This window comes from Verrucomicrobiota bacterium JB022, from assembly GCA_030673845.1.
Taxonomy (GTDB): domain Bacteria; phylum Verrucomicrobiota; class Verrucomicrobiia; order Opitutales; family Oceanipulchritudinaceae; genus WOUP01.
This window is the reverse complement of sequence record JAUTCQ010000007.1, coordinates 80,521-105,085: the sequence shown is the minus strand read 5'-3', so window position 1 is coordinate 105,085 and position 24,565 is coordinate 80,521. Positions and strand designations below refer to the sequence as shown.

The window sequence follows — 24,565 nt, the reverse complement described above, 5'->3', positions numbered from 1 at the left end:
GAAGGCGCCTGTCGAAAAGGCGGCCGAGCTTGCGAGCGCGAAGGGCGCCAAGCGCGCCATCCTGCTGCCGGTCTCCGCACCCTTCCACTCTTCGCTGATGAGGCCTGCGGCCGATGCCATGGAAGAGGCGCTTGACGGGGTCAAGAAGTCCATTCCGGTGGTTCCCGTGATTGCCAATGTCAGCGTCGCGCCGGTCGAGGATCCGGACGAGATCGCGAAGCTGCTGGTGGCGCAGGTCACCGGTCGCGTGCGCTGGCGCGAGACGGTCTCCTGGTTTGCCGCTGCCGAAATCGAGACGCTTTACGAGGTCGGCGCCGGCAAGGTGCTTTCCGGCCTTGCGCGCCGCATCGACCGCTCCGTGAACGCCGTTTCCGTCGGTGCGCCGGAGGATATCGACGGCGTTCTGAAGGCGATCAAGGGCTGAGACGAATTCATTCCGAAGGGGATATGACATGCTGGATCTGACGGGCCGCAAGGCCCTTGTAACGGGCGCAAGCGGCGGCATTGGCGAATCCATCGCCCGCAAGCTGCATGCCCAGGGCGCCATCGTCGGCCTGCACGGCACGCGCGCCGAAAAGCTGGAGGCGCTTTCCGCCGAACTCGGCGAACGCGCCCATGTGTTCGCCGCCAACCTTTCCGACCGCGAGGCCGTCAAGGCCCTCGGCGAAAAGGCCGAGGCGGAGCTCGAGGGCGTGGACATCCTCGTCAACAATGCCGGCATCACGCGTGATACGCTGATGATGCGCATGAAGGACGAAGACTGGCACGACGTGATCCGCACCAACCTCGATTCGTGCTTTTTCTGGACCCGCGCGCTGACGACCCCCATGGGCCGCAACCGCTGGGGCCGCGTCATCAACATCAGCTCCGTCGTCGGGCTGATGGGCAACGCCGGCCAGGCCAACTACGCCGCCGCCAAGGCTGGCATGCTCGGCTTTACCAAGAGCGTCGCCCGCGAGTTCGCCAAGCGTGGCATCACCGCCAACGCCGTGTGCCCGGGCTTTATCGAGACCGATATGACATCGGTGCTCGACGAAAAGACGAAGGAAGTCATCGTGCAACAGGTGCCGCTGCGCCGCCTCGGCTCCGTGCAGGATATTTCCCGACTCGTTACTTATCTTTCCTCCGAGGAAGCAGGCTATATCACCGGTCAAACTTTTACGGTTGACGGTGGTATGGTGATGTGAAATTAACCTTCTTTTTTTAACCCCTAGCGCCAAGTCAAGATGGCAGACCAGAGCATCGAAGATCGCGTCAAAGACATTATCGTCAAGCAACTCAACGTGAACGAGGAGCAAATCACTCCCGAAGCCTCCTTCATTGAAGATCTGGGCGCGGACTCACTCGACGTCGTCGAGCTGGTGATGGCCTTCGAAGATGAATTCAGTGATGAGCTGGGTGGCGAAATCCCCGAGTCCGAAGCCGAAAAGCTTCAGACCGTCGGTGACGTCACCAACTACATCAAGAGCAAGAGTGCCTAAATTGACTCCCGTCCTAGGATGGGAGCAGTCGATTTAACCTTTCTAAATAGAGGCCTCTTGTAGGCCTCTTTTTGCATGTCCACATTGCCACAGCATCCGCGTATCGTCGTGACCGGTCTCGGGGCCATTACGCCCCTCGGTCAGACTGTAGATGAATTCTGGGCCGGCCTGCAGGCTGGCCGCTCCGGGATCGACCGTGTCCAGGGCTTCGACGTTTCCGAGATGCCCTGCCAGGTCGGGGGCGAGGTCAAGGGCTTCAAGCCCGAAGACCACATGGATGTGAAGGAAGCCCGCAAGCGCGACCGCTACACGCAGCTGGCGGTGGCGGCCTCGCGCCAGGCTTATCTCGACGCCGGCCTCGATACCGCCGGGCTCGATCCCTTCCGGGTCGGCTGCCTCGTAGGCAGCGGCATCGGCGGCATCGACACGATCGAGAAGCAGAATTTCCGCATGTTCGAAGGCGGTGCCCGCAAGATCTCGCCCTTCATGGTGCCGATGATCATCACCAACATGGCGAGCGGCATCGTCGCGATCGACCTCGGGCTCAAAGGCCCCAACTACGGCATCGTGAGCGCCTGCGCCACCGCCACGCACTCCATCTCCGACGCCATGCGCATGCTGCTGCTGGGCGAGGCCGATGTGATGCTCGCCGGCGGCGCCGAAGCCAGCATTACCCGCCTGGGCTACGGCGGCTTTTGCAGCATGAAGGCCATGAGCACCAGCTTCAACGACGCCCCGCAGACGGCCTCCCGCCCCTTCGACAAGGACCGCGACGGCTTTGTGATGGGCGAAGGCTCCGGCGTACTCGTGCTCGAAACGCTGGAACACGCCCAGAAGCGCGGCGCCAAAATTTATTGCGAGCTGGCGGGCCATGCCTCGACCTGCGACGCCTACCACATTACCTCGCCCGACCCCGATGGCATGGGCCTCAAGGTGTGTCTGCAGAACGCCCTGCGCTCGGCCGGCATCCAGCCGCAGGATGTGGACTACATCAACGCGCACGGCACCTCCACCCCCTATAACGACCGCGGCGAGACGCTGGCGATCAAGGGTGTGTGGGGCGAAGATGCCAAGCGCCTCAAGATCAGCTCCACCAAGTCGATGACGGGCCACTTGCTCGGCGCGGCGGGCGGCATCGAGGCGATCGCCTGCATCAAGGCCATCACCGACAGTGTGATCCCGCCCACGATCAACTACACCACGCCCGACCCGGATTGCGACCTCGACTACGTGCCCAACCAGGCCGTGCACCAGCCGGTGCGCATCGCGATGTCGAGCAACCTCGGTTTCGGCGGCCACAACGGCGTGGTCGTCTTCCGCCGCCACGAAGGCTAATACGCCTTGCCGATGAACGACCGGCGCCTCCAGCAAGAAGCGGAACGCATCGTGGCGGAGGCGCTCCAAGCCCTGCCGCCCATCTTGCGCGAGCGGGCGGAGCGCGTGCCGGTCGTCTTCCTGCCGGTGCCGGACGACGAGATCGCGGAGGCCCTGGGCGACGACCTGCTCGGCCTGTTCGAGGGCGAGCCCACCGATGTGGACGACGTGCCCATGGCTTCGCGCATCTTCCTCTTTTACGCCAATATCGCCGATTACGCGGAGGATGAAGGCAACACATACGCGGAGGAAGTGGAGCGCACCTACCTGCACGAGCTGGGGCACCTCTTTGGCTGGGGCGAAGACGACCTGGCGGAGCGCGACCTGGATTAGACGCCCGCTTTGTGCTCGTGCCGCGCTCTCCGGCGGCTACCTTTTTCGATGATGGAGACGATCCTGTTGCCCTACCCGGTCGCGCTGGCCGTTTATGCCCTCGTGGCCATCGGGGGGCTCTTCGACTGCTTCTTCGGCTTCAAGCTGTTTCGCACCACGCTCTCAATGCTGCTGGGGCTGACGGCAGCGGTAGGCCTCGGGCTCGTCGCCTGGGAATGGTCGGGCGGGCATTGGATCACCACCGGCGTCTCCGCCTGCGTCGGCCTGCTGCTGGGCGCGCTGCTCGCCTTCCAGATGCTGCGGGCCCTTATCGCGCTGCTGGTAGGCGGCATCGTGGGCCTGCTCGCCGCCAGTGCGCTGCAAAACGAGCCCTACTGGATGCAGACTTTTGGCCCTTGGATCGCCGGGCTGGTGGCGGGCGGCCTCGCGGCCCTGCTGGTCCAGCCTTCGCTGCTCCTGCTCACGGCCTTCACCGGGGCCTTCCGCTTCGTCTTCGGCCTCTGGTTTATCGTGGGCGGGCCCGACGCGTTTGGCCTGATGCAGCCGGGCGTGCCGCTGTGGAACGATCTCGGGCGCTTTGGGCTCGCACTGGCCGCCTCGCTGCTGCTGGGCCTGCTCGGCTGGTGGTTCCAACAACTCCAGAATCGCCCGAAGGAGGATTGAACAGGACAGTGTGAGCACCAAAAAAGGCGACCCGATAGAGGTCGCCTTTCTGTTTGGAAAAATCCTTGCGTGCAGGGATGTCAGGACGCGTTGCGCTCAGAGCTGAACACCAGCGGCAGGCGCACCTTGAGGCGCACGGCGTTTTCGCGGCGCATGGCCGGCTGGAAGCGCCATTCGTCGACCGCCTTGAGCACGGCCTTGTTCAGGCGCTCGTTGCTGGTGCGGACGATCTGGATGTCGGTCGGCTGGCCCTCTGGGTCGATCACAAACTCCACGACCACTTCCTCCGTCTTGCGCACATCGCCGATGTCTGGCTCGGGCTGGTAGAGCGGGATGGGCATCACGTCGATCTCGTTGGCGCGGAAGACGCGACTGAGGTCGTTGAGCTCCAGCTCGTGCGCAAACTGCTCGCCGGCCCGCACCGCGATGTCGAAGTCGACCGACTCATAGCCGGGACGATGGATGTGATACTGGTAGATGCCGGGGGCGACAGTCGGGTTGCTGTAAGGCGTAGTGCCGACCTTGATCCCGCCGATGCTCACGTTGGCCCCGCTGGGCACGGTATTGAGCGCAATGCTCGCCACCGGGAACTGCGTCGCGATCTCGGTATGGTTGTTACGGCCCACCACGAGCGACTCCGAGCGGTCTTCCCAGCCATTGCGGCTAAAGGAGACGTGGTAGGTGCCCACCGGCAGGTCAAACTCGGCTGGAGTGGTGCCTTCGCGCACCGGCTCATCTGCACCCGCGCGGAAGATCGCAAAATGCGAGCCCAGCGGCTGGGCGCTCACCTTGACATGGCCGGTGCTGGCGGCGAGCTCCACATCGTTGATCCGCTGGCTGCCACGGGGCTGGACATTGATCTCGCGCACCAGCGGCTCGTAGTCCGGGTGCTCGAAGGCCACGTAATAGGTGCCCGGGTCGACTGCGTAGTCGGAAAGGGAGGTCTGGCCGACTTCCTTGCCGTTGAGCTTGATCACCGTGCCTTCGGGCAGGCCGGAGATGTTGAGCTTGCCTTGGCGGGCCATGCGGGCCTCCTGCTCCATCGCGGCATGCTCCTTCTCGCGGGCGGCCTCGGCGGCGACGATCTTCTCGGCCAGGGCGGCGGCTTCGGCGGCAATGCGGGCTTCTTCCTCTGCCTTGCGCTTCGCTTCCTCTTCCGCCTGGCGGCGGGCTTCTTCCTCCGCCTGGCGTTGGGCCTCCTCTTCGGCCTGGCGCTTGGCTTCGGCCTCCTGGGCTAGCTGCTCCGGCGTCTTTTGCGGGGCCTGCACCACCTTGGCGGTCGGCTCGGCGCTCTTGCCTTGCCCCATGGCAAAGAAGATACCACCGCCGATGAGCAGCAAGGCGATGATCGCGGCAATCAGGGGCAGCGGGCTGCCCTTCTTGCGCTCGGGCACGGGCTCCGGCGTCGGAGCCGGGGTGGGCGCGGGCTTGGCAGCTACCGGGGCGGGAGTCGGCTTGACCGGTTCCGGCGCTTTGGCGGCAGGGGCAGGCGCTTCCTCACCCACTTCAAAGTCTTCCTCCGGGTCCATCGTCGGCTCTTCGGCTTCCGCCTGGCTTCCGGCGATGGAAACGAAAGTGGCCCGCGTCATGCCCTTGGGCGTATCGGCTGCCGCCACATCGCTCGGCACGAGGAACGGGCACTCTTCGTCTTCCAGATACCACTGCCAGGCGGTTTCGCTCGGCCGCTCGATCCGGGCCAAAGCACCGGCGACAGCGGGGGCCAACAAAGTCTGCGGCACCTTCTCGCTCTCGTTTTCGGGCTGTGCACCGCCTTGGGGGGCGGGCCAGCGCAAGACCGCACGCTCGGCATGGGCACCGATCGCCTCCGTCATCCAGTCCGCCGAAGGAGGCAGGGAGGAGAAGGCGAGGGCGCGGACGGGTTCGCCGATGATCTCTTCGGTCGCGTTCAGGTCCTGGCGCAGGCGTTGGCCGATCTCCTGGGTCAACGCCTCGGCCGAGGCGGAAAAGTCGTAAAGCCCTTCGTAGACGAGCTTGGCGGCCGAACCGGGGAACTTGAGGTTCAGCTCTTGCTGCAAGCGGGCCACAAGGCTGTTGAGGCCGGTCGAAGTCTGGCGATGCAGGCGCAGGCCGCGCCCGCTCATGATCCACAAGTCGCAGCGGTCGTCGTGCAGCTCCACCAGAGCGACGGGGCCGCCGTGGTCCTGAGCCCGGGCAATCGGGATCAGGTAGCTGAGGTTCGCGGGCAACGCGGCCAGCACGTGGCGGCGATCGAGGCTCACCTCGCTGTTGTCCAGCAGGCGGCCGATCTGTCGCACCTCGTTGCGGGGCACGGCAATGGCGAGGGCGGGGCCTTCGCCCGCGTAGGCTTCGCCGGTCGTGGCCTGGAAGAGCCCCAGCAGGTGGGTTTCGGGGCGCACGCCCGCCTCGCGCAAGTCTGGCCAGACGGCGGCGCGGTCCTGTTTCCAGGAGCTGGGCGGCTCCAGGCGAAACCGCGTAACGGTGGCCTTGGAGGCGAGGAAATAGCGCAGGTTCAGCTCGTCCGGGGCGGGCAGGAAACCAGGCAGCAGCTTGTCCCAATCTTCCCGGTTTTTGGGGCTGCGATACAGGGCTTTGTAGCAGAGCGCGGGCGAATCACCAACCAGGGCAAACGCAAGTTGCGAGTCCGTTTGGTCGGAGACTAGGCCCAAGGGCAGAGGGTCCATAGGTCAGCCTTCCAGTTCGATGCAGGTCGAACTGCTGTGGTTAGAGAGTTGAGGGTAGTTATGCGAGGAACTTTAGGGGTAATTGTTTACTGACTACCAGCTTACGAGATGTAAAGGACAAATGTAGTATCGGCGGAGAACTCTCGAAATGTATAGGTTGTTTACCTCTAATCATAAGCAGGAGGTCTTTCCGCTTGTCTCTGCCGGAGGGGATTTTTACGGTAGCGTTGCGCACGGAGGCTCGCCCTCGGGTTAAGAAGTTGATCTTCTGGCCGATAAGCCCTAACTGGCGTTGCCCCCGCCCCTCGCTTTCCCCCTTCCTTTGCCCCCTGCTGCCATGCCTGTTTCCGTCACCTCCCGCCTATCGGCACCGTGGTTTGTCCTTCAGCCCGACGAATCGTTGCGCTGCGGTCTCATCCTGCGCCTCTACGAGTTGGGGTTTGACTCCCTCTGCCTGGATGCGGTCGACGAGCTGCTCGTGCGCCTGCCGGAAGAGGCCGCCTCGGGCGTGCTGATCGGTGGCGATACGACAGAGCACGCGCTGAAAGCCGCCCAACGGGTCAAGGACGCCTTCCCCCGCCTGCCCGTGATCCTCGCCTCCCCCACGGCCAGCTTTGGCGACGTGGTCGAAGCCATGCGCGCGGGCCTGGACGATGTATTTGAATGGCCGCTCGAAGAAGCCGTCTTGCGCGAACGCCTGCTCAAGATCACCGGCCTCGGAGCGCCGGCCCGGCGTCAGCTCGTCTTGAGCCGCGGCTTGTTCGAAAAGCTGCCCGCCCTCAACCAGACCTCCCTGCCCGCCCCGGCGGCCCCTGCCGCCGCAGACGACGCAGGCTTTGCCGAGATCGAGGAACGCGTCCGCGATTGGCAGGCCGAGTTGGCCGAAAAGGAGCAAGACATCTCGTTCCGCGAAGCCGAGATGCACCTCAAGCTCGAACGGCTCAACCACGACCGCCTGCTGGTGCAGGAAGGCACCGAAGCCCTGGAAGAGCGCGAGCTGGCCCTGATGGAGCAGACCAAGGCGCTGGAAGAACGTCAGGCCCTTATCGCCGATCAGGACGCCCTCTTCCGCCAGCGCGAAGCCGAGTGGCAACAGCGCGACCGTGAGGTGCAGGAGGCTTCGACCCGCGCGCAGACCCGCGAACAAGAGCAGGCCGCCTTGCAGCAAGAGCTGGAGCAGCAACGTGCGCAGCTCGATGAAGCGCTGAAAAACCAGCTGCAGAAGCGCCTCCAAGTCGAGCAGGAACTGGCCGAGGTGGCCGAGCGCAAGAAGGCGCTGGAGCACGACATCGCCGTCAAACGCGAGGAAGACGCCCGGTTGGAAGCCTCGCTCAACGACGTGCGCATCGAGCTGGCCGCCCACGAGCAGCAGAAGACCGAGCTGGAGGCGCAGATTGCCGATGCCGACAAGGCCCTCGCCGCCGCCAAGCAACGCTTTGAACAGGAAAACGCGCTGGCCCTCGAAAACGTGCGCCAGCGCATGATGGAGGCCAACGAACGGGCCGAAGAGATCGCGGAGCTCGAGCGCGAGCTGGATGAGCGCCAGGAGCAAATCTCCGCCCGCGAGCAGAAGCTGGCCGAAGCCGCCGACCGCCTGCGCCAGCTCGACGAACGCGCGGCAGAAGTCGAAGCCGCCGAAGCCGCCCTGCAGGCCCGCGAAGCCAAGCTGCAGGCGACCGAAGAGGCCATGCAACAGCGCATGGACGAGCAGACTATGCTCGACAACCAACTGCAGGTCCGCGAAGTCGAACTCTCCGAGCAGGAAGAGATGATCCAAGCCGGGCGGGCGCAGCTCGAAGAGCGTCAGGCCGAGATCGAGACAGCTCAGGCGGCCCTCGCCGAAGCCGAACAACGCTTTTCCTCCGAGCGCGAGTCCTACGACTTGCGCCTCGTCGAGCTGGAAGACCAGGAAGCCGAGATGGCCGAGCTGCGTCGTCGCCTGGGCGAAAGCCAGCGCGAAGCCGAAGCCCGCCTCAAGGTCGCCCGCGAAGAAGCCGAAAAGCTGGAGAAGGAAAAGACTGCCTGGCAGGAACGCTACGAGCAGGAAAACACCCAACTGAGCGAGCGCCGCCAACGCCTGACGACCGACATGGAGTCGCTCCAGCAGCGCATGCAGGCCTTCGAAGGCGATCGCGAAGAGTTCAGCCATGCGGCCGAACAGCGCGAGCACGAGCTGAAAGACCTCGAAGCCGCCCTACAGGCGCAGACCGCCGAATTTGAACAGGCAATCCAGGACCGCCAGCGCCAGATCGAAGACCGCGAGCGCAACCTCGTCTCGACCATCGACGACCTGGAGCGGCGCGAAAACGAATTGCTCGAGCGCGAGCAGGAGCTGGAGGCTAACTTCCACCAGTTCGACCTGGAAGTAAACGAGCTGCACGAAGCCCGCGAAAGCCTTGGGCGTGAGCGGCAACAGATGCTGGCCGAGGTCGAAGAGCAAAGCCGCACCGTGGCGCAGGAAGCCCAGAACCTGCTCGAAGAAAAGAAAATGATCTCCAAGCACCTGCGTGAAGCCCGCGAAAAGAACAAGGAGATCTACCAGCGCAAGGCCGAGCAGGAGCGCTGGCTACGCGAAGAAAAAGCCCGCCTCGTCAAGGAGTTCATGGAGAAGGAGCAAGAGCTGCTCGCCGAAATCGCCGCCCAGCGCCAACAAGGCACCGCCACGGCGTAGGGGCGCGGGAGTTTTTCGCCGCAGTGGCACCCCTCCGGGGTGCTTTGTGCGGCTAGAATAACCCGGGGTATCGGTCCGCCGGTGCGAACCTCAACCCCGCGCTAGGGGCTGGCAAGCCTCTGGCTTGCTGAAAGTTGCAGCATCCTGAAGGGATGCTATCTCTTAGCCTGCAGTTGAGGTTCGCAAGGCGAACCGACACTGCAGGAAAACGTTCGAGGAAAGAATGCACCCTGGAGGGGTGCCACAGGGGGAGGAACGTCCACATCACCACCGCCTGCCGCGAAACCAGATCGGCGCGGAGCGCCGCAGTCCCAGAGGGCTGCTGGATCAGTTACATGCCGAGGTGGCGGCGGATCATTTCTTCGGTGATGGTCTCGCCTTCGGCCTCCAGGGCGGCGAGCACGACGACGCTCTCCAACTCGACGAGGTTGCCCGGCCAGCGGTATTGCATCATCAGATGCAGGGCCTCGGGGGTGAACTCGGTCTGGCGCTGCTCGTCGGTCAACTCCAGCGAATGGTGGAGGATGAAGGCGCAGAGGCCCGGCAAGTCGTCGAGACGGTTGCGCAGCGGGGCCGGGTCGATCAGTTGCTGGCTGATCTTGAAAAAGAGGGAGATCTGGAAGCGGTCTTCGGCCATCGCCTGCTCCAGGTCGTGATCGGCGAGGAAGACGATCAGATTGTGCTCCTGATAGAGCTCGATCACCTCATCCAGCTCGTCCTGAATATCCTTCGGCAGGCTCTCGACCTTCTCCAGCAGCAAGGTCGAGCCCGGGTGGTTCTTCAGCAAGGTGCCGCCCTTGCCGTCGGTACCGATCAGCAGCTCGCGGAGCGCATCCGGCTCTTCCAGCGAGCAATCGAGCTGGATGTAGTCACCCTTGGGGGCCGGGCGGTGCTCGTGCAGGTAGAGCACGATCTCGCGCTTGTAAGTGCCCGTCTCGCCCTGGATCAACAGGAAGCCGCAATGGTTTTGCTCCAGCAGCTCGCGGATCTGCTCGCGCATGGCTACCACGGATGGATCTTGCCCATACAGGCCCAGCAGTGAGACGTCTTCCACCGCATGGTGGGCCGACTCGGGCTCCTGGCCGGCGGCCGCCCGCTGCTGCTCCAGCAGGCGGTGGATCGCGCCCGCAAACTCCGCCGAGCGCATCGGCTTCACGAGGAAATCGCGGGCCCCGCTGCGCATCGCACGCAGCGCATCTTCCTTGCGCGCACGGGAGCTGGCCAGGATCACGGCCGCGTCGTGCTGTTGGCGGCGCAGGCGTTCGAGCAGCGCAAAGCCCTGGTTTTCCTGCTCCAGCACGGTCACGGCAGGCTGGCGCTGCTCAAAGAGCGACAACGCCTCATCGGGCCGTGCGGTGGCCAGCACTTCGTGACCGAGGGGTTCAAGGATGAAGCGAAAGGCGTCCTGCACCTTGGCTTCGCGATCTACAACGAGGACCAGCGCCATAACTCTTGTGGGGTGCCAACAAAAAACCACCCGTTGGGGTGGTTTGCGAGGAAAAACTGGGGGCGGCGACTATTCTTCGACCCATCCGTAATCGGCGGGGTCGGCCCCTCGAGCGCGCATGGCGGCCTTGAGCTGCTCCATGTCGAGCTGGGTACCGGCGGCGATGTTGTGGTCGCGATACCAGCCGTCGCGCATCTCGATGGCAAACTGGAGGTTGCTGCTGCGGCTCTTGATCGACTGCGTGTTGTAGGCAAACATCGTGTAGACCTCCTTCAGCCTGCCCTGCGGGTCGAAGAACCCGATCGAGAGGTTGATCGGCACGTTCTGCATCCAGAAACTCATCGGCTGCGGCGCCTGATAGAGGAAGATCATGCCCTCGTTCTCGTCCAGACTCTCGCGATACATCAGGCCCTGCTGCCCTTCGCGGGGCGAGATGGCCAGCTGCACGTTGATCGTCTGGTCGCCCAGCTGGATGGGGAAGCGTTGCTCGAAGGGGGCCGCCTCGTCGCGGCTCGCCACCTGATCGGCCTTCGGGTTTCCGGAATCGCAACCCGCCAGAGCGGCGACGAGCAAAAGCAGGGAAACGCGCAACCAATGGGAGAGCTTCGGCTTCATAGGCGAAAGGACTAGACACTTGCGGACCTATCACAATCCTAATTTTCCATGCCTGCCGAGCTTTGCCCCCTGCTCTACGCCTCCACCCACCAAAGCGCCGACGTCCTCTACCTGGGCGGCGTCTCCGTGCCCGACCCCATCCTGGCGCTCGTCTGCCACGGCCGCTCCATCGCCGTCGTCAACCGGCTGGAATACGCCCGCGTGCGCCGCGACGGCCGTTTCGACGAAGTCCTCTCGTGGGAAACCTGGGCGGCCAAGGCACGCGAAAAGTTTGGCCAACGCACCAAGCTGCCGGTCGACATCCTGCGCCTGCTGGCCGAAGAGTTCGACCTGCCGGGCTTCCTCGTGCCGCACGACTTCCCCACCGGGCTGGCCTTCGACCTCAAAAACCGCCGCCTCAAGGTCAAGGTGGCCGAGGGCATGATCTTTCCGCAGCGCGCCTTCAAGCGCGACGACGAGGCGGCTGGCATCCGCGCCGGCAACGCCGCCTCTGCCGGTGGCTTCCGCGTGGTCGAAAACGCCCTGCGCGCGAGCGCCGTGCGCGACGGCAAGCTCTACTTCGAAGGCGACTACCTGACCAGCGAGCGCCTGCAACGCCTGATCGAGATCGACTGTCTGCAGCGTGGCGCCGAATCGCACGACACCATCGTGGCAGGCGGCGACCAGGCTTGCGACCCCCACCATCGGGGTGCCGGCCCCCTCCGCCCCAACGAGCTGATCGTGGTCGACATCTTCCCCAAAGACCTCGCCAGCGGCTACCATGGCGACATGACCCGCACCTACCTCAAGGGCAAGGCCAGCGAGCAGCAGCGTGTCTTGGTCGAGACCGTGCTGGAGGCCCAGCAGACGGTGTTGAAGCAGCACGTAGCGGGCGCCAATGGCCGCGACCTCTATCAGTGGGTGTGCGAGTTCTTCGAATCGAAGGGCTTCAAGACCGAAGACCGCGACGGCGTCCCGGTCGGCTTCTTCCACGGCCTGGGGCATGGGCTCGGTCTGGAAGTGCATGAGCCCCCTCGCGTCAGCCGAATCGACGACGTGCTGCAACCGGGCCACGTCGTAACGGTCGAACCCGGCCTTTATTACCCCGGCCTCGGCGGCTGCCGCATCGAAGACGTCGTGCGCATCCGCGAAAACGGCGCGCCCGAGCTGCTCAGCGAGCATCCTTACGATTGGGAAATCGCGTAAGGGTAGGGGGAAAATTTACTCCAAGGCGCAGCGCCGCAAAGATGGGCGCTCTGGGAGTGCTGGGCTCTGCCCAGATCTGGTTCTTAAAGCAGCGTGCAAAGTCTACGGTCGTTCCCGCCGGGCGTAATGTAGCTTGCTATTCAAACCAGATCGGCGCGGAGCGCCGCAGTCCCAGAGTGATGTGCCTTTCCCGAAGCGAAACCTTACTCGACGCGGAGGAAACGGGATTTGCCGCGGGAGTAGCTCTGGGAGTCGCGCTCGGGTTCCGGTGCTGGTTGGCGCGTTTCGGCGGGCGGGCCGGCGGGGCGCGAGCTGGGCAGTTCCGAAGCGCGGAAGAGCTGCGCCAGGGGAAGTGTGGCGGTGTGGCCGGCCTGATCGGCAAAAACGATGCGGGCGTCACGCACGTACTCGCGACCGATGGTGAAGGCACCGTTGCGCGTCTCCACCGGCACGCTGACGATGGTGCGGCTTTCGGGGCCGATCTGGAGCAGCGCCTCGATGCCCTCTTGCGCCACATCGAGCTGCAGCGAGAGGCTTTGGCCGTGGTCGGCGATGTAGACGCGGGTGTCGAGCTGGCCGCTGCCGAGTGCCAGTTGCTCTTCCACCGTGCGGGCGGAGAGATGGGCGGCGGCCAGGAGGGCGAGGCAAAGGCTGACGAGTGCTTTCATATGAGGGAGCTAAGGATTACATGCGCTCGAGCGTTTCGAGCCCGAGCAGGTGGAGGCCGGTTTCCAGCACGGTAAGCGTGCGGCTGGCCAGGACGAGGCGACGGGCGCGCACATCCGGTTCGTCGACCATCACGCGGCAGGCGTTGTAAAAGCTGCTAAAGACGCCGGCGAGGTCGAAAAGGTAGGTGCAGAGGAAGTGCGGGCGCAGGTCGCTACGGGTCTGCTCGATCACCGAGGGGAAGGCGAGCAGCTTGCGCGCGAGGGCGATTTCTTCTTCTGCCTCCGGGGCACTGGCGCCTTGCTCGGCGGCCACATCGCCCGGGGTCACGCCCAGACGGCGGAAAATGCTGTGCAGGCGGGCCACCGCGTAGAGCAGATAGGGGGCGGTGTTGCCTTCCATGGCGAGCATCTGCTCCCAGCTAAACTTGTAGTCGCTGGTGCGGTTTTGGGAAAGGTCGGCATAGCGGATGGCACCGAGGCCGACGACGCGGGCGATTTCGGCACACGCTTCGTCGCTCAGGCGTTCCTCTGCCGGGCGCTCGGCCTGCTTGGCGTCTACGGTGCAGCGGGCGCGCTCGATGGCCTCGTTCAACAGGTCCTTGAGCTTCACGCTCTCGCCGGAGCGGGTGCGGATGGCCTTGCCGTCTTCACCCAACACGGTGCCGAAGCCCAGGTGGCGCATCTCGGGCACGGGGTAGCCCTTGGCGGCAAACCACTTCTGCACGGTCAGGAAAAGCTGCTCGAAGTGGTCGCCTTGCGGCAGACCCACGACATAGAGCATTTCGTCGGCCTTGAAGTGCTCGACGCGGTGGAGGATGGTGGCGAGGTCGGTGCTGGCATAGTTGCTGGCACCGTCTTTCTTGCGCACGAGGAAGGGCTGCGTCTTGAAGCGGGGATGCTCGGGGTGGAACACCACCAGCGCGCCCTGGTCTTCCTGCGCGAGGTTGAGGTCGCCCAGCTCCGCGTAGATGCGGTCGACCTTGTCGCGGTAAAAGCTCTCACCCAGCACCTCGTCGAACTTCACGCCGAGCATGTCGTAGATCTGCTGGAAGTTGCGCCAGCTGGCGTCGGTGATCTGCTGCCAGATGCGGAGGTTTTCGGCATCGCCCTGCTGGAGCTTCACCAGCTCGTTGCGGCACTCGTCTTCGGCCTCGGGGCTGGACTTATAATGCGCGCTGCCCTTGCGGTAGAGAGCCTCCAGCTCGGTCACTTCCTGCACCTGGGTCAGGTCGGTGCCGGTGGCTTTGACTGCCCAGATGAGCATGCCAAACTGCGTGCCCCAGTCGCCGATGTGGTTGTCGCGGATCACCTTGGCGCCGCAGAACTCCAGCAGGCGCGCGACGGCCTCACCGATGACGGTCGAGCGGATGTGGCCCACGTGCATCTCCTTGGCCGTGTTAGGCGAGGAGTAGTCGACGATCACCGTGCGGCCGTGGTCGCTCTGACCCGCGCCAGTGCGCAAGGCCGATTCGTCGCGAAAGCTTTGCAGCCACTGGAGCAGGAACTGCGGCGTGAGGCGGAAATTGATGAAGCCGGGGCCCGCGAGCTCCCACTGCACGTTGGCGGCGTCGAGCAGGTTGGAAGCGGCAAGGGCATCGAGCAGGGCCTGGCCGAGCGCGCGCGGGTTCTTCTTGGCCTGCTTGGCCCAAGGCAGGACGCCGTTGGCCTGGAAGTCGCCATGTCGGGGATCGGCGGGGCGCACTTGCGGGTCGAAGGCCGGTCCGAAGTCTTCGAGTCCGGCGGCCACTTGCCGCAGCGCCTGGTCGATCACCTGCGCGGGGGAAAACGCGATCTGCTCCATAAGCGGGCAATGAAAGAGACCGCCCGCCAAAGGGCAAGTGCGGAAGTCCGCGCACCGTGGGCAAAAAGAAACGGTGCCCACAAGAACAGGCACCGTTTGGGAAACAAAAGCCGGTCAGACCTTAGAAGCTGAAGTTCACACCGAGTTCGACAGCGCTGTCGTAGCCGACTTCATACTCGCCACCGAACCAGCTGTCTTCGAACAGCTTGACGTCGTCCAGCTCGATATAGCGGTAGCCGAGGCGCAAGGAGACGTTTTCGGCCACTGCGTATTCGATGCCGGCCAGCACTTGCCAAGTGAAGGTGTAATCGTCGTCTTCACCAAGGTTGCTATTGGTGTCCAGCGTAACCTTGGAGAAACCCAGACCAGCGCCCACGTAGAGCGAGAGGCCGGAGGAGGCGTCGGCGACCTGCAGGCGGTAGTTGGCCATCAGCGGGATGATGCCGGTGTCGATGTCGTAATCATCTTCCGACGTGTAGCCGATTTCAGCTTCCACGATACCGCTGAGGGCGGCGGTGTGGGCGAAGCTGTAGCCGAAACGGGCGGTGTACATGGGCTCTTCGGCTTCGAACAGGTAGCCGACGGAAGCACCGGTGATGAATTCAGCAGACAGGGTGCTCGAAGCAGCGAGCAGACCCACGATAAGGGTTTTCTTAAACATTTCTGAATGGTTTGACTTGAGAACGGTGGAGCAGGATCGAAAACGCGTTACTGGTCAAACCAAAATTACGTTTTGCAGCCGATTGGCAGCCTCGCTGATCGCCGCGATCAGGCCGGGTGCAGATTTCAGCGGCCAAGTCTGCGAAGTGTGCTAAATTACAGGCACGAGAATGGCGATCGAAAGCCCCTTGCTGCCTCCACGTCGGGCGGCGCATATACAACAAAAAGCCGCATTGCGAGAATAAGCTCGACAAAACGCCATATAATGGTCTAAGAGTAAGAGGCTTACGGAGTAGCCTCCAAACCGGTCAGCCGTCCGAACGTAAGCATGAGAAAAAAAATCGTATCCGCGCGCAAGTTTATCCCGCCGTCCTTTGCCTACCTGATCGAGAAAAAACGTGATGGCGGTGAATTCACGGAAGATGAAATTCGCTACATTGTCGATTCCGTGATCGACAAGGAGATGCCCGAGCACCAGCTCGCCGCGCTCTGCATGGCCATCTACTTCCAGCCGATGAGCGCCCAGGAAACGGCGACGCTAGCCGAAGAGATGATGCTCTCCGGCGAAGTGGTCGACCTTTCCCGCATCACCAAACCCAAGATCGACCGCTACTCGACCGGCGGCGTGGGTGACAAGACGGGCCTCGTCCTCCTGCCTCTCGCAGCCGCCTGCGGCGTCGTGATGCCCAACATGAACGGGCAGGACGAAGACTTCGTCATCAGCACGCTCGACAAGCTTTCCTCCATCCCGAAGTTCAACCCGCAGCTCAAGCTCGACAGCTTTGTCGACCAGCTCAACGACGTGGGCTGTGTGATCGCGGAGCAGAACAAGGAAATCGCCCCGGTCGACGACATCCTTTACCACATGCGCCAGGCCACCGCCACGGTGCCGAGCCTGCCCCTGATCACGGCCTCCGTGCTCAGCCGCAAGCTGGCCCAGGGTGCCGAAGGTCTCGTGGTGGACGTGAAGTGGGGCAACGGCTCCTTCATCAAGGAAGTCGAGCAGGCCAAGCAGCTCGCCCGCTTCATCACCCGCGTCGGCCGCTCAATGAAGCGCCGCTGCGTCGCGCTGGTGACGGACATGAACCAGCCGCTCGGCGATACCGTGGGCACGGCCCTCGAAATCAAGGAAGCCATCAAGCTGCTCAAGGGCGAAGGCCCCGAAGACCTGCAAGAGCTGGTGCTGAAGATGGGCATGGAGATCGTGCGCCTCGCCGGCGTCGCGGGCTCGACCCTCAGCGCCAAGCAAAGCGTGCAACGCGCGCTGCAGGAAGGTGCGGCCTTCGAGAAGTTCAAGGAAATGGTCGCAGCCCAAGGCGGCGACACCTCCGTGCTGGACGACCCGAGCAAGTTCCCCGAAGCCAAATACGTGCGCAAGCTGCCCGCCCCCAAGCGCGGCTACGTGCACACGATCAACGCCGGCATGATCGCCCGCGGCGTGCAGATCCTGGCCGAAGGCGACAAGAGCGGCAAGCTCGACCCGGCCGTCGGCGTCAGCGAGATCAAGAAGGTGGGCACCCAGGTCAAGCAAGGTGAGCCGCTGATGATGATCCACTACAACGACGAGTCCAAGCTCGACAGCGCCCTCGAATACCTCAAGCAGGCCTACCGCCTCGCTCCCAAGCGCCCGACCCCGCCCGAACTCATCGTCGAGCGCGTGGCCTAGATCGCTTCGTTTACCTTTTTACCAACGCGGAACCCACAACCAGGTTCCGCGTTTTTTTGTGCCCGGAGCCCTGCCCTACCCGATCATTTCGCGCAGTTGGGCCTCGTCGATCACGGGGACGCGAAGGGATCGGGCCTTGTCGAGCTTGCTGCCCGCCTCTTCGCCCGCCAGCAGGTAATCCGTCTTTTTGCTCACGCTGCCGGTCGTCTTGCCGCCCGCTTTTTCGATCACGGCCTTGGCCTCGTCGCGGCTCCAGCTCGGCAACGTGCCGGTGATGACAAACGTCTTGCCCGCCAGCGGCAGCTCACTCGCTTCGCCCGGCTCCGGCGGCAACTCGTCGGCGCTCGCTTCCATGCGCAGCCCCGCCTTGGCCAGACGCTCCAGCAACGCCTGATTCTTCTCCTCGTCGAACCACTGGCGGATGCTCTCCGCCATCTTGTCGCCGATCCCGTTGAGCGCGACCAGCTTTTCGACCTTCGCTTCTCGGATCGCTGCCACCGAGCGGAACGAGCGGGCGAGGATCTTCGCCGCCTCTGCACCCACCAGCGGGATGCCCAGGCCGTGCAACAGGCGCCAGAGGTCGCGCTGCTTGCTCGCCTCGATGCCCTCGATCAGGTTTTCGGCGCTTTTCTGGCGAAAACGGCGGTCGTCCAGCGCGAGCAGCGCATCGACGGTCAGTTGATAAATATCCGCCGGATCGCGCACCAAATCCTTCTCCATCAGCAGCTCGATGCTCTTGGTGCTGAGGCCCTCGATGTCCATCGCGGTGCGGCCGGAGAAGTGCTCCAGCCCGCGCCGCGCCTGCTCGGGGTTATCGGTCGTGCGCAAGCGCCAGGCGGCTTGCCCGGGCACTCGCTCGGCGTCGAAACCCAGCTCCTTGAGCCGCGCCGCGTAGTCAAACGGCACGCTGTCGGCCGGGCGGCGCGAGGTGACGACGCTGACCACGGCGGGGATGATCTCGCCCGCCTTTTCCACGATCACGGTATCGCCTTCGCGGATGTCCTTGCGCTGGATCTCGTCTTCGTTGTGCAGCGTGGCCCGCTTGACCGTCGTCCCGGCGAGCAGCACCGGCTCCAGCTCGGCCACCGGGGTCAGGGCACCCGTGCGGCCAATCTGGATGGAAATCTGTTTGAGCACCGTCTCGGCCTGCTCCGCCGCAAACTTGTAGCTGATGGCCCAACGCGGGGCCTTGGCCGTCTGCCCCGCCGCCTCCTGCGCCGCGCGCACGTCGAGCTTCAGCACCGCACCGTCGGTCGGGTAAGCGAAATCGCCGCGCAGGCGGTCCAGCTCTTCCACCGCGCCCCAGGCCGCCTCGATGCCCTCCACCAGCCAGAATTTCTCGACCGTGGGCAGGCCCCAACGCTGGAACGTCGGCGCGAGGTCGCTCTGGCGCTCAAAGGTATAGCCTTCGCAGATCCCCAGCCCGTAGACGACCAGCTCCAGCCGGCGGCTCGCGACCAGTCGACGGTCGAGCAGCTTCAACGTGCCCGCCGCGAGGTTGCGCGGGTTCATGTAGGTATCCAGCCCGGCCTCCTGGCGCTCCGCATTGATGCGCTGGAACTCCTGGTAGGTCAGGTAAATTTCGCCGCGAATCTCGACCAGCTCCGGCCAGTCTCCCGGCTCGCCACGCAACTGCTGCGGCAGGTAGGAGATGGTCTGCGCATTCAGCGTCACGTCGTCCCCCTCGGTGCCGCTGCCTCGGGTCACGGCGCGAGTCAGCTTGCCCTTTTCATAGGTAAGGCTGATGGCGGTGCCGTCGATCTTGGGCTCGACCAGTAGGGGCAGCTTACCGCGCGACACCCACGTTTCTTCGACGCCCGCGCCCTTCAGGGCATTGACGAGGCGGTCGGCCCAGGCGAAGAGCTCGCCCTGCTCGTAGGTGTTGGCGAGGCTCATCATCGGCACGCGGTGCCGGGCGGTGACAAAGCCTTCGCTGCGGTCGTCGCCCACCTTCTGGGTCGGGCTCGCGGGTGTGACCAAGGCCGGGTATTGCTGCTCCAGCTCCTGCAACTCGCGCGCGAGGGCGTCGAACTGCTGGTCGGTCAGCTCGGGCTGATGCTCGACGCGGTAGAGGTGCTCGTGCCGCTCGATCTGTGCGCGCAGGGCCGCCGCCTGTTTCTCGATGTCTGCTGGAACTTTTCCCGCTGCCATGCCGCCAGCGTGCGCAGGAGAAGCCCGCAGGCAAGTCAACATACGCGGGTTTCGAGCAGGCGGCGATAAGCCCCCCAGTAGCACCACGCCACAGCAGCCACGACGGCGCCCACCGCATTGGCCACGATGTCGCGCAGGTCGAAGACGCGCACGGGGTTCATGCCCTGCACCGTTTCGTCTACCACGCTGTACGCGACGACGAGCAAGACGGCCTGCCAAGGCCTGAGCCCGGTCCGGATCCACGCCGTCGCGAGCAGCCCGAAGACGCCGAAATGCCCCACCTTGTCGAAGGTCCAGAGAGGCAGGATGGCGGCAGGCGGCGGCACTGGGCGGGCCGAAAACATGAGGATTGTCAGCAGCATCGCTACGGCAAAAACCACCGCCCGGCGCCGGGGATTCCGGGAAGGAAACATGCTCGCGGTATTCTCACTTGCCTAGCGAAGGGGCAAGCTTAAGCTTGATTTCTTACGCTTGTTGATCCCAATGTGCGCAGACCCCCTCATTTCGTCTGCCCCTCACCATACTTGTGCATGTCCCAATCGACGCTGAAAGAACAGGAATTGCGTGAATCGCTGAAGCGATGCTCCGAGCGCACGATTGAAGCAGCGATCAGCTTCCAGACCAGCCGCGATCCTGAATTGATCCCCACCATCGTGCTCGGGATCGTCGAACGCTTTGCCGATCCAGAAGTCCGCCCGAAGATCTGGGAAGGCGGCGACGACGTCCGCCTGATGGAAGATCTCGGCATCGATTCGCTGCTCCTCGTCGAAATCGTCATGCTGACGGAAGAAGTGCTCACGATCTCGATCGAGAACGAGGAACTGCGCCACCTGCGCACCCTCGGCGATGTGAAGCGCTACCTCGACGCCAAGATCAAGGGCGAGCCGATCGAGTTCGGCGGCGAAAAGTTTACCTTCGAGCAACTGCTCAACCTGATGCCGCACCAGCCCCCCTTCCTCTTCCTGCACGACGCGAAGATGGACGGCGAATTCGCCGAGGGCAGCTACCGCATCTCGGGGCAGGAAGAGTTCCTCGAAGGCCACTTCCGCGGCAACCCCGTGTTCCCGGCCTCGCTCATGCTCGAAGCCCTCGGCCAGCTCGCCGTCTTCTACCTGCTCAAGAGCCAGAAGGCCGAGTTGAAGGGCCTCGTCGACCCCAAGTCCATCTATTTCCTCTCGGCCGAAGGCATTCGCTGCCACCGTATTTGCCGACCGCAAGACACCTTGCAGCTCAAGGTGAAACTGCTGCGCGTCCACTCCCCGCTCGCACAATTCTCCGGCACCATAACTTGCAATGGCGCCAAAGTGGCTAAAGTAGAAGAACTCGCGCTTTCGATTGCGTCGTTTTCCACGGAAGACGGGGAAAGCGAACCGACTTCTCTCTAGCTCACTTGAACCCTCGCTACCAAGCTCTGCAGCCCGTCGTGGTCACCGGCCTCGGCTGGGCGACCTGTCTCGGCACCGACCGCAGCTCCGTCTCGAACCGGCTGCGGCGGATGGAGCACGGTATCCGGCCCTTCCCGCCCTTCGAAGATCCGAAGATTCCCATCGCGCTCGCCGCGCCGGTCGAAGGCTTCAACACCGATTCGGCAGATCAGGAAGACTGGACCTACCCGGCATCGCTCAAGCTGCGCCTGGAGCAACTGCGCGGCCTCGCCCCGCACGGCATCTATGCCGCCTACGCCGTCCAGCAAGCGATCGAAGAAGCCAAGCTGGATGCCGACCAGGTCTCGAACCCGCGCACCGGTCTCTTTGCCGCCTCCGCCGGCTCGACCATGATGGTGCACCACCACATGACGCGCATGGACCGCTTTGGCCCCATGCGCTGCTCGCCGCTCGGCATCGTAGCCTCGATCGCAGGCACCCTCAATTTCAACCTCTGCGCGCTGCACCGCATCCGGGGAGCCTCCACCGGCTTCGTCTCGGCATGCGCCTCCAGCGGCCATGCCTTGGGCTACGCCTTTGAAGAAATCGCCCTGGGCCGCCAGGACCGCATGATCGTAGTGGGCGCGGAAGACTGCAATCGCGAGACCATCGCGCCCTTTGCCGGCATGCGCGTGCTCTCCCGCCAAACGGATCCGGATCTCGCCTCCCGCCCCTTCGACCAAGGCCGCGACGGCTTTGTCGGCACCGGCGGCGCTGTGGCCATGGTGCTCGAATCGCGCGAAGCCGCCGCCGCCCGTGGCGCACCCGAACTGGCCGAAATCCACGGTTGGGGACAGGCGACCGACGGCTTTCATGTGGCCGCCCCCCACCCTGACGGCGACGGCCTGCGGCGTGCGATGGAAATGGCCCTCGCCCGCGCCGAAGTCACGCCCGGGCAGATCGACTATGTCAACGCCCACGCCACCTCCACCCCGGTGGGCGATGCCGCCGAATGCAAGGCCCTCAAAGCCATCTTCGGCACCGCGCATGGCCCCTCGATCAGCAGCACCAAGGCCCTCACCGGCCACGGCCTCAGCCTTTCCTCCATCATGGAGACCGCCTTCTGTGTCCTCGCTCTCAACGAGGGCTTTATGCCCGGCTCAGCCCATATCTCTCAACTCGATGCCGAAGCCGAAGGGCTCGACATTATTCGACAGACAAAAGACGCCCAACCGAATTTGGTCTTGACGAACAGCAGTGGTTTCGGCGGTGCTAATGTCTGTCTGGTTCTGGGTCGTGGTAAAACCAATCACGCAGCTCTTCTCTCATGAACCCATCGCACGCTCGCCCAGACAACCGCCGCCGCATCCTGCTCCTCAGCTCATCGACCGGTAGTGGTCATGACCGTAGGGCAGAAGCGTTTCGCAACTGGGTCGAGGAGCTCTACCCGGACCAATTTGAAGTCCGCCAGGAGCAGATCATCGAGAACAGCAGCCGCTTGGGCGCCTTTGGCGTGTGGCTCTACAACCAGATCCAGCGGCACGGGCCCATCGCCCACAACCTGTATTGGGAAATCGTCGAGCTGTTTACGGCCACGCACAGCCAATCCGTCTCCTACGGCGGCCGGTATTATCGCGAGCTGCTCCAAAGCTATCGCCCCCACCTCGTCCTTTCCCTGCACGACTGCACCAACCGGGGCTACTTCCAGGATGCCCGTAAAGTCCTCGGCGACAGTGTGCGCACGATGACTTACTGCGGCGAATGGAGCGGCGGACGCGGCTTCAGCGTCAACTGGGCCGAGCCGAGCGTCGACCGCTTTGTCGCCCGCACCAACGCCGCCCGCATGCACGCGATCGAGCTGGGCGTCCCGGCCGACAAGGCCAGCGTGCTCACCAATTTCCTCCCGCGCCGCGCTCTCGGCGGCTCCTACAGCCTGGTCGAGAAAAAGGCCGCACGCCAAAGCTTCGGCCTGCACCCCGAGCGCTTTACGGTCTTCATCTCCACCGGTAGCCAAGGCGCATCTCACCACCTGCGTTTCCTGCGCTCGCTCCTCCCCCTCGCCGACCGCGTGCAGGCCATCGTTGTCTGCGGGCGCAACGAGAAAGCGTGCGAACAAGTGCGTGCCTGGCACCAGCGACACCCGCAACTGGCGCTGCACCTCGAAGGCTTCAGCCGCCGCATGCCCGAGCTGATGCGCGCTTCCGACTGCGTGGTGACCCGTGGCGGCGCCAATACCGCCGCCGAAGCTCTGCAGGCCGGCTGCCCCGTCGTTTTCCACACCCTCGGTGGCATGATGCCCCAGGAACGCCTCACGGTGCAATACTTCCAGGCGCAGGCCGCAGGCGAACTCGTCCACAACGAGGAAGAGCTGGAAAAGCTGCTCGCCCGCTGGCTCGACCGTCCGGGCGACTACCAGCGCCTGCTGCACCGCTTCCGCCAGCTCCGCGCCGACGACCGCCCGGAAGACCTGCTGCACGACATCGCCGAGATGCTCGGCGTGCGCTCCAAGCGCGCCGCCACCGCCCACGAGCTGGCGCCGGTCGCCGCCGTTTCATGAGCGCCTGGGTCTTCGTCTTCACCACCTTTCCCGTCTCGACGGAGACCTTTGTCCAGCGTGAGATCGAGGCCCTGATCGAGCAAGGCCGCCCCCTGCGCCTCTACTCCTTGTGGGGCGGTAGCGACAGCTTCCACGGCGTGCCGATCGAGCGCTTTGGCCTGCGCGGCATCACTGAAGCCATCGCCCGCCTACCTGGCTGGCTGTGGCGTAACCCGAAGGCACTCACGCGGCCCTTGCGGACGCTGCTCGAAAGCCCCCTGCCCAACCTGATCAACGCGGGCGAGCAATGGCTGGGCCTCGCGGCCGGTCTGCGCTACGCCCACGAATGGGCCGCAGCCGACCTGCGCCACGCCGTCTGGGCCAGTGCGCCGACGACGGCCCTGTGGCTGACCCGTGAGTTGACCGGCGCCCCCTACTCTTTCGGCGGCCACGCCTACGACCTTTTTGAAGACGGCGGCGACGCCCTCCTGCCCACCAAGATCGCCGCCGCTGAAGGCATCCGCACCAGCACCGGAGCCGGGCACGAACGCCTGATCGCCTTCGGCGCAGACCCGCAGCGCGTGTGGCTGATCCGTCGCGGCTTGGTGGACTGGCCTGTCGTCACACCCGTGCGCCCTGAGCGCCGCCCCTTGCGCATCCTCAGCGTCGGCCGTCTGGTCGAAAAGATGGGCTATGCGCGCCAACTGGAAGTCTACGCCCGCCTGAAGCGCGAACGCGTGCCCTTCACGGCCCGCATCATCGGCGGCGGCCCGCTGCACCAAGCCCTGACCGCCGACCTTCAGAAACGCGACCTCACCGCCGAGGTGCAACTGACCGGCGCCCAACCCTTTGCCACCGTGGCCGAAGCCCTCGCCTGGGCCGATGTGCTGCTCTTTACCGGCGTCGTTGCCGCCTCGGGCGACCGCGCGGGCCTGCCCAACATCATCGGCGAAGCCCTCGCCGCCGGCGTCCCTGTGGTCGCGACTCCCGTCGGCGGCGTGGCCGAAGTCATCGTGCCGGAGGAAAACGGGCTGCTCGCCGAAACGGTCGACGATCTTGCCACTGCGCTCACCCGCCTAACCCACGACACCGCCCTCGCCGAAAAGCTGCACACCAACGGCCAGAGCTGGGCCCGCACCCACTTCGACGCTCGCCAAAACGTCGCCCACCTTGCTCAACGACTGGCGGGGACTGTGTCTGCCTGAGCCAACCGGTGCTGCAACAAAAAAGACGAGCGCCACGCGGGCACTCGTCTTGAAACTGCAAAACCTGGACTGCGCGCAGGCG

Annotated in this window: 21 protein-coding genes; 13 read left to right on the top strand and 8 right to left on the bottom strand. The window is 64.3% G+C overall.

What is annotated here, in order from left to right:
• The 6 genes from Q7P63_05060 to Q7P63_05035 all read left to right on the top strand — a co-directional run.
• Nucleotides 1-424: ACP S-malonyltransferase (locus Q7P63_05060; GenBank protein ID MDP0499453.1), on the top strand; the 424-nt coding region annotated here is incomplete at its 5' end.
• A gap of 28 nt (nt 425-452) precedes the next feature.
• Nucleotides 453-1,187, top strand: a complete 735-nt coding sequence (fabG, locus tag Q7P63_05055; GenBank protein MDP0499452.1) for a 3-oxoacyl-[acyl-carrier-protein] reductase — start codon at nt 453-455, stop codon at nt 1,185-1,187.
• 39 nt (nt 1,188-1,226) lie between these two features.
• Entirely contained in the window at nt 1,227-1,481 is a 255-nt protein-coding gene (acpP, locus tag Q7P63_05050; protein MDP0499451.1) for an acyl carrier protein, read from the top strand.
• Between the two features lie 75 nt (nt 1,482-1,556).
• Nucleotides 1,557-2,816, top strand: a complete 1,260-nt coding sequence (gene fabF, locus Q7P63_05045; protein MDP0499450.1) for a beta-ketoacyl-ACP synthase II — start codon at nt 1,557-1,559, stop codon at nt 2,814-2,816.
• 12 nt (nt 2,817-2,828) lie between these two features.
• Nucleotides 2,829-3,188, top strand: a complete 360-nt coding sequence (locus Q7P63_05040; GenBank protein MDP0499449.1) for a metallopeptidase family protein — start codon at nt 2,829-2,831, stop codon at nt 3,186-3,188.
• A gap of 48 nt (nt 3,189-3,236) precedes the next feature.
• The gene (locus Q7P63_05035; GenBank protein ID MDP0499448.1) at nt 3,237-3,851 is read left to right on the top strand and encodes a hypothetical protein; all 615 of its coding nucleotides are present in this window, start codon (nt 3,237-3,239) and stop codon (nt 3,849-3,851) included.
• 80 nt (nt 3,852-3,931) lie between these two features.
• Here Q7P63_05035 and Q7P63_05030 read toward each other — a convergent pair whose 3' ends face one another.
• Nucleotides 3,932-6,514, bottom strand: a complete 2,583-nt coding sequence (locus Q7P63_05030; GenBank protein MDP0499447.1) for a TonB family protein — start codon at nt 6,512-6,514, stop codon at nt 3,932-3,934.
• Between the two features lie 337 nt (nt 6,515-6,851).
• On the opposite strand from Q7P63_05030, the gene Q7P63_05025 reads away from it, so the two are divergent.
• Nucleotides 6,852-9,185 (top strand): hypothetical protein, encoded by a 2,334-nt coding sequence (locus Q7P63_05025; protein ID MDP0499446.1) that lies wholly within the window; start codon nt 6,852-6,854, stop codon nt 9,183-9,185.
• A 331-nt stretch (nt 9,186-9,516) separates the two neighbouring features.
• Here Q7P63_05025 and Q7P63_05020 read toward each other — a convergent pair whose 3' ends face one another.
• Both Q7P63_05020 and Q7P63_05015 read right to left on the bottom strand, forming a co-directional pair.
• Nucleotides 9,517-10,632 carry a response regulator gene (locus Q7P63_05020; GenBank protein ID MDP0499445.1) on the bottom strand — a complete coding sequence of 372 codons (1,116 nt, stop codon included), beginning with the start codon at nt 10,630-10,632 and terminating at the stop codon, nt 9,517-9,519.
• Between the two features lie 69 nt (nt 10,633-10,701).
• Nucleotides 10,702-11,247: a DUF192 domain-containing protein gene (locus tag Q7P63_05015; GenBank protein MDP0499444.1), complete on the bottom strand. Its 546-nt coding sequence runs from the start codon at nt 11,245-11,247 to the stop codon at nt 10,702-10,704.
• A 48-nt stretch (nt 11,248-11,295) separates the two neighbouring features.
• Here Q7P63_05015 and Q7P63_05010 point away from each other — a divergent pair, with 48 nt between their 5' ends.
• Nucleotides 11,296-12,432 (top strand): Xaa-Pro peptidase family protein, encoded by a 1,137-nt coding sequence (locus tag Q7P63_05010; protein ID MDP0499443.1) that lies wholly within the window; start codon nt 11,296-11,298, stop codon nt 12,430-12,432.
• A gap of 203 nt (nt 12,433-12,635) precedes the next feature.
• On the opposite strand, the gene Q7P63_05005 is transcribed toward Q7P63_05010, so the two are convergent.
• The 3 genes from Q7P63_05005 to Q7P63_04995 all read right to left on the bottom strand — a co-directional run bounded on the left by Q7P63_05005 (nt 12,636) and on the right by Q7P63_04995 (nt 15,562).
• A complete protein-coding gene (locus tag Q7P63_05005) occupies nt 12,636-13,100 on the bottom strand; it encodes a hypothetical protein (GenBank protein ID MDP0499442.1) in 465 nt (154 codons plus the stop codon).
• A 16-nt stretch (nt 13,101-13,116) separates the two neighbouring features.
• On the bottom strand, nt 13,117-14,901 hold the full coding sequence (argS, locus tag Q7P63_05000) for an arginine--tRNA ligase (protein ID MDP0499441.1): 1,785 nt from the start codon (nt 14,899-14,901) through the stop codon (nt 13,117-13,119).
• A 121-nt stretch (nt 14,902-15,022) separates the two neighbouring features.
• Nucleotides 15,023-15,562, bottom strand: a complete 540-nt coding sequence (locus Q7P63_04995; GenBank protein MDP0499440.1) for an outer membrane beta-barrel protein — start codon at nt 15,560-15,562, stop codon at nt 15,023-15,025.
• Nucleotides 15,563-15,889: 327 nt separating this feature from the next.
• Here Q7P63_04995 and Q7P63_04990 point away from each other — a divergent pair, with 327 nt between their 5' ends.
• Nucleotides 15,890-17,227: a thymidine phosphorylase gene (locus Q7P63_04990; protein ID MDP0499439.1), complete on the top strand. Its 1,338-nt coding sequence runs from the start codon at nt 15,890-15,892 to the stop codon at nt 17,225-17,227.
• Nucleotides 17,228-17,302: 75 nt separating this feature from the next.
• On the opposite strand, the gene ligA is transcribed toward Q7P63_04990, so the two are convergent.
• Both ligA and Q7P63_04980 read right to left on the bottom strand, forming a co-directional pair.
• On the bottom strand, nt 17,303-19,378 hold the full coding sequence (gene ligA, locus Q7P63_04985; GenBank protein ID MDP0499438.1) for an NAD-dependent DNA ligase LigA: 2,076 nt from the start codon (nt 19,376-19,378) through the stop codon (nt 17,303-17,305).
• 35 nt (nt 19,379-19,413) lie between these two features.
• A complete protein-coding gene (locus Q7P63_04980) occupies nt 19,414-19,791 on the bottom strand; it encodes a VanZ family protein (GenBank protein ID MDP0499437.1) in 378 nt (125 codons plus the stop codon).
• A gap of 117 nt (nt 19,792-19,908) precedes the next feature.
• Between Q7P63_04980 and Q7P63_04975 the strand changes: the two genes are divergently transcribed.
• The 4 genes from Q7P63_04975 to Q7P63_04960 are packed head-to-tail and all read left to right on the top strand — an operon-like array spanning nt 19,909 to nt 24,483.
• Nucleotides 19,909-20,763 (top strand): phosphopantetheine-binding protein, encoded by an 855-nt coding sequence (locus tag Q7P63_04975; protein MDP0499436.1) that lies wholly within the window; start codon nt 19,909-19,911, stop codon nt 20,761-20,763.
• Nucleotides 20,764-20,768: 5 nt separating this feature from the next.
• A complete protein-coding gene (locus tag Q7P63_04970) occupies nt 20,769-22,073 on the top strand; it encodes a beta-ketoacyl-[acyl-carrier-protein] synthase family protein (GenBank protein ID MDP0499435.1) in 1,305 nt (434 codons plus the stop codon).
• Nucleotides 22,070-23,299, top strand: a complete 1,230-nt coding sequence (locus Q7P63_04965; GenBank protein ID MDP0499434.1) for a glycosyltransferase — start codon at nt 22,070-22,072, stop codon at nt 23,297-23,299. Before Q7P63_04970 ends, Q7P63_04965 begins: the two co-directional genes overlap by 4 nt.
• Nucleotides 23,296-24,483 carry a glycosyltransferase gene (locus Q7P63_04960; GenBank protein MDP0499433.1) on the top strand — a complete coding sequence of 396 codons (1,188 nt, stop codon included), beginning with the start codon at nt 23,296-23,298 and terminating at the stop codon, nt 24,481-24,483. The genes Q7P63_04965 and Q7P63_04960 overlap by 4 nt, the downstream gene beginning before the upstream one ends.
• Nucleotides 24,484-24,565 lie beyond the last annotated feature (82 nt).